Genomic DNA, 12,741 nt, shown 5'->3' with positions numbered 1-12,741 from the left:
TCAGCCGAATTTCTTGTAGAAGTAGCCCGCCAGCGCACCCATGGCCAGCCAGAAAGCGGCATTGGCCAGCAAGGTCGCGTACAGGAAGCTGCGCGCCAGTTCGGGCGGCGCACTGCTCGAATGCATCGCGGGCTGGGGCGATCCGACCAGGTGCGGCACGAACAGCAACAGCGCGCCGGCGATCCGGAGCGGCCAGCTTTTGGCGAAGACCATCAGCGCCAGCCCGCCGGCGCTGGCCATGACGGTGGCGGTCCACCACATCTGGCGCGCCAGCAGGGGCGCTGCGACGGTGCCGGGCAGCTCGGGCGGCAAGCCGACCGAAGGCGCCAGGAAGAACACCGTGTAGCCGGCGGCGCCCCACAGCAGGCCCGCGCGCCAGCCGCTTGCGCCGCCATGCAGGCCGATGGCTGCCGCCAGCAGCAGCGCGAAGCCGATACCAGCGCTGATATTTGCTACCGCCGTGTAGAAGGTGCGCTCCATGCCGTCGTCCGGCTGCCAGCCGCCGTGCTCATGGGCGCCCTCTTCCGCGTGCTCGTGGGGCTTTGCGTCGTGACCATGCTCGTGCGGCGCTGCGTCGGCATGGCTGTGCGGCGCGGCCACTTCCAATGCCTTCGGCGCGGCGCTCTCGAACACCTCCGCCTGCAGGATGATCGGGGCCACGCGCAATTGCTGCACGCCGGTCAGCAGCAGGCCGGCGAGGATGCCGGCTGCCGCCGCGCTGGCGATGATGCGGTTAAAGGTTCCCAGGCCTGCTGCGGGCGCGGTACGAATCAGTGGCATGGGAAGCCGGCCGAGTGGCGGCTGTCGTGCGCTGCGTTGTGCAGCGCTTCCATCGAAGCGAAGCCGGCGCCGTACAGCAGCACGACCCCAAGGCTGGCGGCGCACATGACTTGTACGATCCGCTCCCTGATGGCGGCAAACGGGACTTGTTCATCGGCGGTGGTGATAACCTGGCGGATCGACGACATGGCATTCCTTCCAAAAGCACTGCGCATAGAGCCGGACAACATGCAGACGCGCGCGTCTTGCCTTGGCCGGCAACCGGAGCTTGTACGAGGAGAAGGAACGTGAGATGGGGTGCGGAACGCAGCGATCCACCTGGATCGCCCTCCGCGATACAAACGACTTGCCGCTTCGGCTGGTTTCCGGGCTGGCGAGTGGAGGGGCAACAGCCCTCTTCCCGGATATGCGCCTTCCCATGCTAAGCACAGTGGCGTGATGCACATCCTTGACTCGCTTACCGTTGCGGGGGCAGCGCCGGCTTTGTCCCATTACGGGATCGCACCGGCTTCCCATTTAATCCGGCAAACGATCGTTTGCCAGAACCAGAAGCTTGACTACCGGCGAAGTATAGGTGGGGACTATATAAATTGCAAGGTTGCGCGCATGGCGCGCGTGCTTACCACTCGCGCCACTGTTCGGTGATGTCCTCGTCGGCGTCCAGGCCCGCGTCCCTGGCAACGAGGTAGATGATGTCGCACAGGCTTTCGCGCTCTTCGGTCTCGATCACATTGCAGCGTTCATCGAACGCATTGAGGGCCAGGACGACTTTTTCGACTTCCTTCATGATCGCCGCGGGGGCGGCGGACTTGGGGAGCTTATCCACGGACGCGGCGTATGCATCGAGGATGCCGGCGCACTCGTCGATCTCGGCCTGGCCATACGGGGCCTCGCTCTGCGGGTCTTCGGCGCAGCGCCGCATATACGCAGCCATCCCGCCGAGCAGGCGGGCGCGGATCGAGGCGATGCTGGGATTGGGATGCATGGCACAGCACTCCTTCACTTTTCGGGAGTGCCAATGTAGCATGACGCGGCGCGGCGCCGCGTCATTTTATTCGCTGAATTCGATGTCCATTTGCTTGCCGTCGTAGCAGAAGGTCATTTGCTCGCCCTCTTCATCACGGATCTCCAGCACACCGCCGGCTTCGACGAACGGCCCAAGCGTGTCGAACAGGCGAATGAGCCAGTTGGTGATGATATCGATGTCGCCGCCATCAATCAGCAGCGCGCCTTCCTGGCGCTGGCTGGTGAAGCCGATCGATTCGAGGAATGCCGGGAAATCGCGTTCCGCGCGCGCGCGCTCGGCGAAAAAGGAGTCGCAACCTTCGAACGATGTCCGAATCGCGTTGAACGCCGCAGGTTGCCTTGCGTTCCTGATAACGATGCTGGCATCGTAGATCCATGCTGCAGTACTCAACTTGCACTCCCAATTCATCAGAATGGCTATCGCAGTCCATGCGCAGCCAGGATCACATTTCCTGACGACAGTTTTACATGCCGTTCAAGAACTGTCAAAGCGTCGATGAGGGGCGTTGTTTTCGGAGCATGGCAGCGATTACGGAAACACGAACGACTTGACCAATGTCAGTTCGCCCGGCGCGCGCAGCGGCACACGAACCACTTCCTGGCGCTCGTTCGGCGAATTTTCGTTGGTGATGATCGCAACCTGCGCGACCGTCAAGATGCCAGTCTCCTGGCCCGCCCCGTAGTAGTTCACGTAGACGTGGTAGTTCCCTTTCGGCGGCGCGGCGCTCGAAAAAATCTCTGGCCCATATCCGGTGGTGACGTCGACATCGAGCGCGCCGCCATTGGGCATGACACGGTTGCCGTACCATGAGTGTCCGCCGTCGGGCGCGACTACGTGCAGGTCGACGTCGGTCCCGTCGCTGTCCCACGACAGCACCACGCGCAGGCGCGACTGGGTCTTGCCGGCGTACGAATCGAGGAACTGGCTGCGGCTTCGGGCCTTGCCGTCGGGCGAGCGCACTTCCACGCTGTTCGAACCGCGCCCGAACGCGTATGGGCGCGCGAAGCTGCCGTCTTCCTGCACCGCCATCGGCATCGCCACGCCGTTGACGACCAGGGTGGCCGGCTTGTCCTTGCCCTTGACCTTGCCGGCGATGCGGCCGCGAATTTCGGCCGTCGGGCTTTGCCCCGCCTGCACGCTCACCGACGCCGCCGGATAGTTCACATCCTGCGTGTACGCTTCCTTGGCGCCCTTCGAATTGCGCCAGCCGCTGTTGGGCGAATCGATCTTCACTTGCGCCAGGGCGGCGGTCGACAGGAGCAGTGCGGGTATCAATACTATTTTCATGATCAGGTTTGGTTAGGTTGCGGCGTTCGCACCGTGTTGTTCATTGCATTTCCAGGCGCGCATCGACCAGGCGCCGCGCCAGTTGTTCGACCAGCGCTTCATCCTGCCCGCGCGGGTGATTGCGCAGCCCCAGATGCAGGAATTCGTGCGCCAACGTGATGCGGTCTTCGCGGCTTGCCAGCCCGCGCACATAAATCCGGTTGCGCGACTGCTCTGAATACGGCGTGCCGCGCGCCAGCTGGCATACCGCCGGCATCGCAAGCGGCGTTTCATAGCCCGCTTCCTTTCGCAACATGCGTTCCCATTGCGGCAGTTCGCGCCCCAGCCATGCTTCGGCGCCCGCCAGGCGCACGCATTGCTGCGAGTCGCCGCCGGAGAGCGTGGTCAGGTCGGCGCGCGGGTAGGCCGACGCCAGGATAGAGTCGAAGCGCAGCCCCTGCCCCGCCTGGGCCACGGCCTGGCTCCACGCCATCGTGTCTTTCGCGGCCGTATCGGCGTGATAGCGCACGTCCACCCCGGACAGCACCAGCTGGTCGGTCCAGTTGGCGATGGCGCGCGCCTCCACGCTGGCCGGCTGCGGACTGACGCGCTGCGTGGCGCTGCTGTCGGCGATGCGCTGGCAGCCATCGGCCCACTGGGCGTTCTGCTGCAGGTAGGTGCGCGCCGCCACCGCCAGCGCCTTGGCCGCTTCCGGCGCGGCGGTGCCGCCCTCGCGGTCGATCACGCGCGCCACGTAGTCGTTGACGCCGAAACGGCCCGTCAGGTGCGTGCGGCCCTGGGGGTCGCGCGCCAGGACCATGTCGTTCTGGCTGAAGAAGGCCAGGCTGCGGCCGTTTTCAAAACGCACCTGGTAAGGGCCATTGAGCAGTCCCGGCACGGCGGCGGTGCGGCCGGCGGCGACACTTTTGATCGGATAGCGCGCGAAATAGTCGACCACCACACAGCCCGCATCGGCGCGCGGCGCGGCTGACGGCAAGGTGTCGGCCAGGCGCGGCGCCCACTTTTCCAGAATGCGGCTGCTGGTATCGGCGCCGCCGAACCAGAGCGGCGTGCCGTCAGCCAGCCAGCCGGCCGCGCCGCCCAGCCGCTCGCTGGTACGCTGCGGATGATGCCAGGAATAGGTCTTCACGCGCAGGCGGCTGCCGAACCAGCTGGCCGTGTTGACGCCACGCGCACCCAGCACCACGTGCAGCAGCGCCGACTCGGCCTCGGCCCGGCTGGCGGCCGGAATGGCGGCCAGCGCCACCATCAGGCTGCGCAGGCTGACCAGCCGTTCCGGCGTCAGGTGCGAGGGATCGGCGAGCCAGTCGTATTCGCCCGCGGGAGCGCGTCCCAGCCGCTCGCTCCAATACTGCTGCCACGGACGGCGCGTGAGCATCAGGCGTGCGGGCGAAAAGAACAGGCCGCACGACTGCGCCAGCGCCAGGTCGCGTCCGATGCTCTTGCCGGCGGCGCAGCAATACACTTCCTCGTTCTTTTGTCCGCCGCAGGTGTAGTCCGGTGTCGGTACCTTTGTGTCGATTGCGTACACATACACAAACAGCTTCCACAGACTGCCCAGCGGAACCTGGCGTGCGCCGTCGAAAGCGGCGCGGCGACTGGCACCGTTCTCGTCCAGCTGCAACGCGGTGAGCTGACCGTCGCGCCACCACGCCACGTCGAGCGTGGCGGCGCGAACCAGCGGCGCCGACATCGCCAGCGCCAGCGCCAGCGCCAGGCAGCTTGACGTCCGTGGCAGCATTACTCGACCTGCATGGTGCGCATGGTCTTGCCCTCGCCTTCCAGCGCCTTGTTTTCGGGCTGGTACATGCGGTAGTAGCGCGACGGCGGCAGCGCGTAACTGCCCTTTTGCGCGAAGCGCAGCAGGTGGCGGATCTTGAGCGGTTCGGCCAGCGGCTCGACCGGCACCACATAGCCTTCGCGCCGCGACTCATGGCGCGCAGCTTCCAGCGCTGTCTTCTTCTCACCGGCCAGGGTCATGCCCCAGGTGGTCGCTTCGACCGAAGCGCCGGGCGGCAGCGCTACTTCCAGCAGGCCGTAACGGTACTTGGCGCCGGCGGCTGGGGTGAGCGTGATTTCATCCATGTACAGCGCATCGGTGCGCAAGGCCTCGCCGTTCTTGACCGGCACCGGGGTGAAGTCCTTGTCTTTCTGCTCCATCCGCATCAGGCGCCGTTCGATCTTCACCGGCAGCGCATGCGCTTCGGCGGCGCGGCTTTCGTACTGGATGACGGCGACGGTGTTGGCCGGCGGCGCTTCAGCCAGTTGCAATTGAGTCGGCACGCCCTTGGACGGCTGCCAGCGGAACAGCGCCTGGCCGAGTGGACTGACGCCTTTCTGCCAGGTGCCGCTCAGGGCGATACCGGCGTCTTTGGCCGCGGGTGGCCCCCCCAGCTTTTTTTGCACCCACACCAGGGTCAGTGCACGATCCAGGGTCGCCATGTCGGCACTCACCGCGCCCAGCACCGCGTCGGCCTGGCTGACCGGCAGTTGCCCGCCCAGCATCAACAAGGCTTGCGCCAGCGGCGCCGGATTGGCGCGCAAGGTAGTCCACGCGGCGCCGACCTGCTCCTGAAGCTCCTGCGGCACGGCCACGCCATCGTTGGTGGCGATCACCGACAGCAGCGCCAGGGTCAGCGCCTGCGAATTGCCGCTTTCCGCCGTCAACAGCATGCTGCTGGTCGGCGCCAGCGCGGCCGCCTTGGCGTCGAGCTTCGTCTTGGCCAACTCGTCGGCCAGGCCGGAAGCGAGCGTCTTGACCGGCAAGCCCATTTCCTGCGCCAGCCACAAGGTCAGCGCGCGATGCAGCACCGGCTCCTTCAGGCCTTCCTTGCCGTACATGGCCAGCAAGCCTTGCCAGTGCTCGGGCGGCATCTCGATGCGCAGCGCGCGCGCCGCGTACCAGTCGGCGTAATAGGCGTAGGCCGTCATCAGCGAGTTACCTGCCGTGGCGTTGCCCCACCAGCCGAATTGCGCCTCGGGGCCGGCCATCGACACCAGGCGCAGGCGCTGCGCCTGCAAGGTGTTCAGAAGACGCAGCTGGACCGGACCGGCTTCGGGGCCGAGGTTCTGCAATCCCAGCGCCAGCGGAATCAGGCGGCTCGACGTCTGCTCGACGCAGCCATATGGATACTCGATCAGGTCGTCCGCAATCCGCGCGAAGTGGCTGGCCGCGCCGCTGGCGAACGAGACGCGGATATTGCGCGCGTCCGCCGGCAGGCTGACAGGCACCGTGGCGCCGGTCAGCGGCACGCTCACGGCGCGCGGGCTGCTCCACGCGGCAGGCAGCGCCTGCACGTCGGTGTCGAGCGCATCGACCACCTTGCCGCCCTGTTTGACTTCCAGGCGCATCGGGCCAGTGCTTGCCGCCAGCGGGAACTGCACGTAGTTCACGCCGCGCCGGGCGGTGATTTTTTCGGTCTTGACGACCGTGCCGGCGGTGAGCGTCACTTCGATCGCCTGTTCACCGGCGGTCTGATTGAATACCGCCACCGATGCCAGCGGCGCGTCGCCCACGCGCATCCAGTCCGGCGCGGTCCACTTGGCGAAGAAGCTCTTGTCGGAGCGCAGGTAGGCCGTGCGCTGGCCGACCCGGCCCTGCGCATCCATCGCGCGGCCGGTGATGCGCCAGCGTGTCAGCGCGTCGGGCATGGTGAAGGTGACGCGCGCGCGCCCTTCCGCATCGGTCTTGAGCGCCGGCGCCCACAAAGCCGTATCGACGTTGTCGCGGCGCGGGCGTTCCAGCACTTTCACGCCACGCTCGTTGTAGTTGTGGCGCGCGGGGGCGCCGGCGCTGCGGCCGGCCGCCAGGTCGTAGCTGATGAACGACAGGCTGGCCGTGGTGCGCACGTTGTTGCGGCGCGGGTGGTAGAAGAAGTCGCCGATATCGGGTGCGATTTCCGGTTGCAGCACATAGATCATTTCATCGACCACGCCGAGGGCGACCAAGGTCGATACCGGTTTGCCGTCCATCTGCGCGGTGACGTCGATGGTAACCTTCTCGCCCGGTTGATAGACTTCCTTGTCGGTCTTGAACTGCAGTGCGATGCGCGGCTCGACGATCTGGATGCCGGCGTTCTGGAACACGAAGTCTCCCTTGCGCGTGTACGCCACCGAGAACGTGATGTTCGGGCCGTAGTCGTCCTTGACCGGAATGCGCACGCGCCACTGGTTCGGCGCCACCCTCACCGGCTTGATCCAGTCGGCGCCGGCGGCGAGCAAGCCGACTTGTTCGACCTTGTCGCGCTCCAAGGTCAGCAAAGCCTGGTCGACCGGATCGGCAAAGGTGATCAGCGCTTCGGCGGTGTCGCCGGCGCGGTAGCGTTCATGGTCAAGCACGATCTCGATGCTGCCCGGCGTTGCAGCCAGGCCCTGGCCGCTGACCCAGTGGCTGGTACCGCCCACCAGGTTGTTCTGGGCGTCGCGCAGGCTCAGTTGATACGAGCCGGGTACCGGGAAACTCACGTCCCAGGTCGACTTGGAGGCGTCGAAAGTGCCTTCCGTCTTGGTCTGCTTTTCGAGCTGGATCATCTCCCAGCGTACCGGCTTGGCGCCGGCGGCGCCGTCCGCGGCCAGATCGAAGCGCACGGTCTCGCCCGGGGCCGAGAAACGGCGCTGCGCCTTGAGCGTGTACTGGCTGGCCGAGCGCTCGATCATCAGTTCGGTCGTGCTCTTGACGTGGTAGGCCGCGCCGTCCGAGACCAGCACGGTGAGGATATAGCGCGACGGGTCTTTGGCCTGCGGCAGCACGAAGTCCACATTGCCCTTCCCGTCGCTGACCAGTTCCTGGGTTTTCAGTTCGACCGGGAACGCGCCGCTGTAGCGCAATTCGCCTTCGACCATGGCGTTTTTCTGGGCGCGCAGGGTCAGCGAGAGGCTGGCCTTGGCGACCGGCGTGCCATCCGGGTAGCGCAGTTCGATGCGGCCCTTGATGTCTTCGCCGGTCTTGAAGTCGGCCTTGGCCGGAACAAGGTTGATCTCGAAGTGCGGCTTGACGTAGTCGGCCACGCGAAAGGCCGCGCCGTACAGGGTGTCGCGGTAAGTGAACCGCAATTCGTAGCCACCGGCGCCGGCGTTGTCCGGCAGGCGGAAATGCGTGTCGCTGCCGGTCTCGCCACTCAGTTGCAGCGACTGGGTGAGCAGCGGCGTGCCGTTCGGGTCGAACACCGTGAGCGACAGCGGCGCACTCGCCGCTGCCTGCGAAGTGCGCGCACCCGTAAATTCGCGGCCGATGAACTTGACGCTCACTTCATCGCCCGGCCGGTACAGCGGGCGGTCGGTGACGGCGTACACCTTGGTGTTATAGATTTCGCTGTCGTAGTAAAAATTCTCGGACACGAACACGCCGCCGCTGCGGTCTTCGCCCATCACATACGTATGTTCGGGGCTGCCGCGATCGAGCGAGACGACTCCGTTGGCGCCGGTGCGGCCCGATTGCAGCACGCCGCTGCCGTCGGTCCAGGTGACGTCGACGTCGGCCACCGCCGCGCCATTGTCGCGGCGCGCGGCCCACACCAGCATCTGGCTGGCCGACACCTTGGTAATCGCCATCGTATCGGACACGAACACCAGGGTGGTGGCGCGGTGTTCGCCGATGATCGCCTCGACCAGGTACAGGCCGGGTTTGCGCTGGCCGATCGGAATCATTACGTTGCCTGCGCTGCTGGCGGTGAACTCGCTGCTCGACCCTTCCATTTTCAGGCCGGCCGGCGGCTGTATGATCTGCGCCTGCCAGACCGGATAGCGGAAGCGGTCGACCAGGTCGTAGCCCTTGAGCGGCTCGTACTGCGGCTGCTGGCGGAACGCAACCGGGCGCGTGATCGCTTCGCTGGTGGCCAGCTTGGGCTGGGCGCTGGTGACGGCGCTGCGCGCATCGCTCGAAAACAGCTTGCGCCAGGCCATGCGCGACTGCTTCCACCAGCGGTCCCACAGCATGGTCAGGGTATTGAGCAAGCCCTCACCCTTGTAATTGCCATTGACCTGCACGCGGTGCAGATTGCGCTGCTTTTTCAGGAACTCGAGCGGTTCCGGCACGCGGTACACCAGCACGTCGACGCCGCCGTACTGCTCCAGGTTCGAGCGCGCAAGGTCGCGCCCCGGCACTTCCAGGCGCACCTTGGCCACGTCGCCACTGCCATAGGCCGCGTCGGACAGCAGGAAAAAAGGCTCGCCCTTGAAGGTGCTGTAGTTGCTGCCGCCCGCAGCGGGGCTCGCGGCGGCCGGCGCGGCGGCGGCATCGGCCGCTTCGGTTTCCTGGGCCGGCGCGAGCGCGGGCAACAGGCCGCACACCAGCACCAGCAGCGCCAGGGCGCGTGTGATTCGATTGTTCATGTTAAAAACGCCAGCCGGAACATGCCGGCAAAGTTGGGATTGTCGACCGCTGGTTGCCACCGCGTGTCCTTCCAGGTTTTGAGTTGTGGGACATCAACGGTACGCAGCCCGTTGTCGTTCGGTGTGACGGTGCCGGTGTGGTAGGCGATGCGCGCGCCCATCCACACCATCAGGTGGTGTTCGTCGCCCTGATCGAAAAACAGCAGGTCGCCCGGTTGCGCCTGATTCAGGTCGCGCCCGATGAAGCGGCTGTTGTTTTGAACCAGGCCGATGGCCGAGACGTAATGGCCGACCGTGCCGCCGGTCTGCACCCAGCGGTTGCGCAAGGCTTGCTGGGCCGGCGTGAGTTCGAGTTCGGGCGGCAGCTGGCCGTCGCTGCCGATGCCGTTGGCGCGCATCCATCTTGTGTCGTGCACGGTGAGCGCCTCGTTCACCGCAAAGCGCACCAGGCCCGCGCAGTCGCGGTGCTGCCAGCGCGGCGACGGGCCCTGCTCCATCTGGGCGTTCACGATGCGCAGCATCCAGGCCTGGAAGGCGCGGCTTTGCGCCTTCGACAGCAGCGCCGGCATGTCGGGCGCCGGCGCGCCGGTGAGCGCGCGCGCCCAGGGCACTACGGCGCAGCCGGCGGCAAGGGCCAGCAGGTGGCGGCGGGTCGGTGACATCACTTCTCCATCGCCTGCCATTCGACCGGCTGCCAGCTCATGCCGCTGGCGGGCAGCGACTTGAGCACCAGCCGGTATGGCGGATATTTTTTTAACGCGTTCAGGCGCGGCACCAGGTGCGCGTCGGCCGCGGCGCGCAGCACCGGCTCGCGCGCAGAGGGCAGCGCATCGAAGGCTTCCTTGCGGATCAATTCCGCCAAGGACGCGGGCGCGATCAGGCCCACCGTGCGCGATGGGTCGTTAAGACGGTCGGCAATCGCCGGGGCCTGCTTGCGGCTCACCGCCAGCGCCTGTTCGACCAGCTTGCGGTCGGGCGAAAACAGCACGGTCTGGCCGCTCACCGCCAAGGTCGGATGCTGCGCGCCGATGCCGGTTGCCACTTCGCGCTGCCACAGGGTGGCGCCGTTCGCGCCTGCCGATTTCTCCACGGCGCCGCTTTTCTTGTTGCCGATGGCGGCCTTGAACAGCGCGCCAAACGGTTCATCGCTGCCGCCGGCCTTGCGCGTCGCCACCACCAGCGGCGTGTACAGGCGCGAACTGCCGTACCAGCAGACGGCGGCCGGGCCGCTCAATTGCGCCGCCAGGGCCGAGGCGTCGACCTCGCCCAGCACCGGCTTCATTTCGGTCCAGTTGGTGGGCAAGGCGAAGCAGGCCGCCGGATTGTGCGGCAGGACCGGCCACAGGGCGCGGTTGTCGTAGCCGCCGGCGGCCAGCTTGCCGGCATCGACCAGCGCGCGCGTCTGCCACTGGCCTTTGCTGAAATCGAAGCGCAGCGCGTCCAGCGCGCCGAAGAAAGGCTGATAGCCGAACGCCAGCACGTCGGCCTTGACCGCCACGCTGTGGCCATCGGTAGGCTGGGCGTCGAGATGAAACTGCTGGCGCAACACTTGCTGTTTCTTCGGATCGGCGGCGAGCAGGCCGGCCACCGTCGTTTCGGCCTTGCCGTCAGCCTTGCCGTCAGCGCCGAACAGCATGCCCGGATCGGACAGGATCACCATGCGCGAGCCGCGCGCGGCGATCAGCAAGGTGCGCTGGTGGGCATAATTGAGCGAATACACCGGCACCTTGTCGCCATCGACCCGGATTTCGCCGGCCAGCTTCATCTGCGTGTCCTTGAGCGCGACCTTGCCGGCTTGTTCGAGCAGGCGCGTCATGCTGTTGCGCGAGACGGCGATGGCGAAGTATTTGAGCGAACCGTCTTCCTCGCGCCACAGCGCCACGTCGGCCGGCTCGTCGAGTACCATGCGGATCATCTGGTCGCCCCAGCCCAGTTCATGTTCGTAGGCGATGCGGCGCAGGGTGCCTTGCAGGCCCAGTTTGTCGCCGTTCTGCTCATAATAAAAGACGAAGTCCTCGCGCAGCACGTCGCGCGCCAGCGCAATGGTGAGCAGGTCGCGCGGCAGCGAGGACAGGCTCCTGGTCACGATCAGCGCATCGGGCTGCGACAGGTCCAGGCTCAGGGCCTGGCCATGGTGCAGGCGCTTCCAGCCAAACATGGCGTAACCGGCCACGGCGGCAGCGCACAAGGCGACGCCGGCAACGATGATTCCCAACTTTTTCTTGTTCATAGTGTGTCGATGGTGACTGGCGGCAGTCGGAATGATGTTTTTCGCATAATAGCGAAGAGTATCATTTTCATGTCATGAAAGAAAGGAAACATTCCGGGAGGCGATGCAATACCGCCGTACCGTGAGTTTTCAGCGACATCCCGTGAGTAAACGCACCCGGGCCCGACGACCTTGGCGCAACCAGCAGGTGATGATGTTCGAGCAATATTTTGCAGGAGTGATCATTGACTTCGCAGAAATAAGAAACAGCAAGCGTGCCCGAGCCGGCAGCGCTCAGCCAGCCGAACAGCTCCTTCATCACGAGCGGCGAACCGGGCGCTCGCCACGGCCACGGCGGCCGGTACGATGCGGCCAATGGCGCGCGTCATGGCGCCACGTTCGTACCGACCGCTGTGCCGAGCGGCGCGCAGGCGAGCCTGAAGTCGACGTGATAGTGCTCGTCGTGGCGCACCCACGGTTTGCCCTTCATGAACGGCAGATGCGCGCGCAGCCACGGACCGCGCCCGGTGGCCAGCAGCGCCGGCATGAAGCGCGGATCGACGATCACCAGTGCCAGTGCGGCACCGTGCGCCTTCGCGGCCACGTCGAGCTGATACAGATGCTCGGCGAGCGCGGCGAAGTCGATGCGGTAATCCTGATAGCGGCCGGTGGCGTCGAATTCGATGTCGTAGCCGTAGCGGTTTTGCGCGCTGGAGGGCAGCGATGCCGCAGCGCCGCGCGCATCGCGCACCGGCACAAAAAAATCCACCGACAGCCCGTTCTGGTGGGTTTTATGTGGCGCGAAGGGCCCGCCCTCCCGCAGGCCGGTCTCACCGTACACATATCTGGCCGAGGGATTGGACGTTTTCACACCTGCGTACGCGGCCAGGATGATGTCTGCCACCGTCGCATGGACATGGGTGCGGCCGGCGGCGACGGCCGCGGCACTGTACGCGGAAAAATTCGGCCCCGCCGGCGGCAGTTTCACGCCGCCTTCGAGGCGCCCCTTGCTCGCGCTGCCGAAACACTGGCTGACCGGCGCGGCGCGTGCCGCCGGCGTGGCCGCGCCGGACACCAGCAGCGCGATGAAAACAGCATGCACGGGCAT

Annotated in this window: 11 protein-coding genes and 1 riboswitch; all 11 genes read right to left on the bottom strand. The window is 66.1% G+C overall.

Going from position 1 to position 12,741, the window contains the following annotated elements; translation table 11 throughout:
• Nucleotides 1-780, bottom strand: a complete 780-nt coding sequence (locus IV454_RS20305; protein ID WP_206087553.1) for a CbtA family protein — start codon at nucleotides 778-780, stop codon at nucleotides 1-3.
• Nucleotides 771-968 carry a CbtB domain-containing protein gene (locus IV454_RS20300; RefSeq protein WP_054267503.1) on the bottom strand — a complete coding sequence of 66 codons (198 nt, stop codon included), beginning with the start codon at nucleotides 966-968 and terminating at the stop codon, nucleotides 771-773. The genes IV454_RS20305 and IV454_RS20300 overlap by 10 nt, the downstream gene beginning before the upstream one ends.
• A 151-nt stretch (nucleotides 969-1,119) precedes the next feature.
• Nucleotides 1,120-1,346, bottom strand: a riboswitch (cobalamin riboswitch).
• Nucleotides 1,347-1,399: 53 nt separating this feature from the next.
• Nucleotides 1,400-1,765: a hypothetical protein gene (locus IV454_RS20295; RefSeq protein ID WP_206087552.1), complete on the bottom strand. Its 366-nt coding sequence runs from the start codon at nucleotides 1,763-1,765 to the stop codon at nucleotides 1,400-1,402.
• A 66-nt stretch (nucleotides 1,766-1,831) separates the two neighbouring features.
• Nucleotides 1,832-2,197: a hypothetical protein gene (locus IV454_RS20290; protein WP_167086640.1), complete on the bottom strand. Its 366-nt coding sequence runs from the start codon at nucleotides 2,195-2,197 to the stop codon at nucleotides 1,832-1,834.
• Nucleotides 2,198-2,335: 138 nt separating this feature from the next.
• Nucleotides 2,336-3,094, bottom strand: coding sequence for a YfaP family protein (locus IV454_RS20285; protein WP_206087551.1), 759 nt, complete (start codon nucleotides 3,092-3,094; stop codon nucleotides 2,336-2,338).
• 40 nt (nucleotides 3,095-3,134) lie between these two features.
• On the bottom strand, nucleotides 3,135-4,835 hold the full coding sequence (locus tag IV454_RS20280; protein WP_206087550.1) for a DUF2300 domain-containing protein: 1,701 nt from the start codon (nucleotides 4,833-4,835) through the stop codon (nucleotides 3,135-3,137).
• Nucleotides 4,835-9,424 (bottom strand): alpha-2-macroglobulin family protein, encoded by a 4,590-nt coding sequence (locus tag IV454_RS20275; RefSeq protein WP_206087549.1) that lies wholly within the window; start codon nucleotides 9,422-9,424, stop codon nucleotides 4,835-4,837. Before IV454_RS20275 ends, IV454_RS20280 begins: the two co-directional genes overlap by 1 nt.
• The gene (locus IV454_RS20270; protein ID WP_229521740.1) at nucleotides 9,421-10,086 is read right to left on the bottom strand and encodes a DUF1175 family protein; all 666 of its coding nucleotides are present in this window, start codon (nucleotides 10,084-10,086) and stop codon (nucleotides 9,421-9,423) included. Before IV454_RS20270 ends, IV454_RS20275 begins: the two co-directional genes overlap by 4 nt.
• Complete coding sequence (locus IV454_RS20265) at nucleotides 10,086-11,654, bottom strand: DUF2138 family protein (protein WP_206087547.1); 1,569 nt, start codon at nucleotides 11,652-11,654, stop codon at nucleotides 10,086-10,088. The genes IV454_RS20270 and IV454_RS20265 overlap by 1 nt, the downstream gene beginning before the upstream one ends.
• 67 nt (nucleotides 11,655-11,721) lie before the next feature.
• Nucleotides 11,722-11,952 (bottom strand): hypothetical protein, encoded by a 231-nt coding sequence (locus IV454_RS20260; protein ID WP_206087546.1) that lies wholly within the window; start codon nucleotides 11,950-11,952, stop codon nucleotides 11,722-11,724.
• A gap of 66 nt (nucleotides 11,953-12,018) precedes the next feature.
• Nucleotides 12,019-12,741 carry a penicillin-insensitive murein endopeptidase gene (locus IV454_RS20255; RefSeq protein ID WP_206092756.1) on the bottom strand — a complete coding sequence of 241 codons (723 nt, stop codon included), beginning with the start codon at nucleotides 12,739-12,741 and terminating at the stop codon, nucleotides 12,019-12,021.

The organism is Massilia antarctica (assembly GCF_015689335.1).
GTDB classification, from domain to species: Bacteria; Pseudomonadota; Gammaproteobacteria; order Burkholderiales; family Burkholderiaceae_D; genus Telluria_A; species Telluria_A antarctica.
The sequence above is the reverse complement of the archived record's forward strand: the minus strand, read 5'-3'. Positions and strand labels throughout refer to the sequence as shown.